This is a genomic window from Chamaesiphon sp. OTE_75_metabat_556 (assembly GCF_031378165.1).
GTDB lineage: Bacteria > Cyanobacteriota > Cyanobacteriia > Cyanobacteriales > Chamaesiphonaceae > Chamaesiphon.
The window spans coordinates 1-1,767 of record NZ_JANNDR010000197.1; the positions used below are offsets into that span (position 1 = coordinate 1).

The following is a 1,767-nucleotide window of genomic DNA, read 5'->3' on the forward strand; positions in this document are numbered from 1 at the left end:
GTTCGCAGGTGGCAAAATCCCGCGCGATTTTGCCCCATTTTGTGGGGTTGGTATCACCTTCATAGCCCCACTGTGGCGTGATTGTTTTTGCTAATGTCGGTAATGGGAAGATGTACGATACGAACATAAATACGATCGCGATCGATAAGATCCGAAAACAATAATTTTTAACTAAACGCATCTGAAGTATATTTCGCTCACAACGCAATTAAGATAATTATTTCTACATAAGCGATCGAACCGATCGGATTGTGATTTATCTAAATAAAAAATCGGCATTGCGTCTCGTTACAACAATCACCAATTTTACCGCATGGATAGATACCATTGATTGGTAAATAGCTCGGTGGGATCATATTTTTGTTTGAGTTGGAATAGTATCTGAAGTTGGGGATACATCCGATGGATCTGCGATCGACTATAGTAACCCCGATACGCCAAATAAAACTTCCCATCGATCGTCTGGAGGTAGTCCATCATCTGGCGTGTGAAGTCGGTCATTTGCGTTGTTCCCGCCGCAGCTTTGGGGATTTTGTAATAAGCCACAAAAGCGTACATATCGGTAGTTGCATAGGACACCAAGGCTTCAGTGTCGGGCTTGACTTTGCGAATCGTGACATTCAGCAGTTGCATCTTCTGCTCGGCGAGCATTTTGCGATACTCGGTGAGAAATTCTGGTACCTTCGCAACGGGGACAAAATATTCCTGAAGGACATCAGTTGTCTCAGCTTCATTCAGTTGGATCGTCCGAAAGGGAGCCGCCATCGCTGAATTGCGCGTAAGTTGCTGGGGGTCTAATTGTGACCCAATTTGTTTTTGAATAAACCAGCGAAACTGTCTCCCCCAGTTGCTACCGCGAGAATTTCGGTAGACAAATTTTCGCAACCAAATGCTATTATCGCCACTGACATCATCTTGCCGTTGCGGATTATTGGGAACTTTATCGAAGTAATAAATTTGAGCTTCTTTGATATAGTTATCTCGATCGATCGAGACTTGGGCTTCGATCGATTCCAAGTCAGATCGCTTAATTTGGGCTTCCATAAAGTCGATCGCGTTCTCGATCGGTTTGTGAACTACGGTATATTTGTAAGTAGAATTTGGCTCGGTTTTGAGTACGACGTTAGTAATAATGCCAAACAATCCCATCCCCCCAATCGTGGCGCGAAATAATTCGGGATTTTCCGTCCGACTGCAATTAATTTCCGCACCTTGAGCATTCAAAAGTTTAAAAGAAACCACACTTTCAATCAGCGAACCAAAACGCGGATCTTTGCCGTGGGCATTGACTGATAAAGAACCACCAACGCTAAAAATATTTGAGTCTTGCATTACCCGTACCGCTCGCCCATGTTTGCCAAGTTCGAGCTGAATCTGCTTCCAAGTGGCACCACTGGCGACTGTTACCGTCGTGTCGGCGTTGTAAACAATTCGATCGAATTTCAGCATGTCGAGGTGGATTGAGTCGGGAGCGGCGATTTGCCCGCCCATACTGTGTCTAGCTCCCGACATCGAGATCTTATGTCCCGTACTTTGGGCTGTCGCAATTAGGTGGCGAATTTCGGAGACAGATTGCGGTTGAAAGATCGCGGCGACTTGAGTAGGTTCGAGTTTACTCGCATCGGTTATCGTCGTAGCGCGAAGTCTATCGAGAGAAATATTTGTAAGTGCTGGCGATAGAGTCAGTTTGGTATCGATCGGTGTCTGATAATATAGATCTTCAATTAACCAGCGATGATTGTCCCGATCCCACACCAAAAATTTCAG

1 protein-coding gene and 1 pseudogene are annotated in these 1,767 nt (G+C 45.0%); both read right to left on the reverse strand.

Going from position 1 to position 1,767, the window contains the following annotated elements; all coding sequences use genetic code 11:
- Window positions 1–181: pseudogene (locus RMO27_RS08170) on the reverse strand (carbonate dehydratase); the annotation flags it as partial.
- 125 nt (window positions 182–306) lie between these two features.
- The coding region (locus tag RMO27_RS08175; RefSeq protein ID WP_309731167.1) for an FAD-binding oxidoreductase at window positions 307–1,767 on the reverse strand (1,461 nt) is incomplete at its 5' end.